General features: G+C 47.1%; 1 rRNA gene. It reads left to right on the top strand.

Annotated elements, in window-relative coordinates:
- Positions 1-163: 163 nt before the first annotated feature.
- A 5S ribosomal RNA gene (gene rrf, locus JNO66_RS20400) occupies positions 164-225 on the top strand; the annotation flags it as partial.

A 225-nucleotide genomic window follows, 5' to 3' on the forward strand; every position in this document is an offset into this window, starting at 1 on the left:
TAGGTCTGGAGTGGAAGTGTGGCGACACATGGAGCGGACAGATACTAATCGGTCGAGGACTTATCCAATTTGGTGTAAAGACAGTGTGGAGCACGATTTAGTTTTGAAGGAATCATTTCTTTCTAAATGACAACAAGCACCTAGGTGTTTGGAAGTCAAATAGTCCGGTGGCAATAGCGAAGAGGTCACACCCGTTCCCATGCCGAACACGGCCGTTAAGCTCTT

This window comes from Alkalicoccobacillus gibsonii (assembly GCF_016798245.1).
Lineage (GTDB): Bacteria > Bacillota > Bacilli > Bacillales > Bacillaceae_D > Alkalicoccobacillus > Alkalicoccobacillus gibsonii.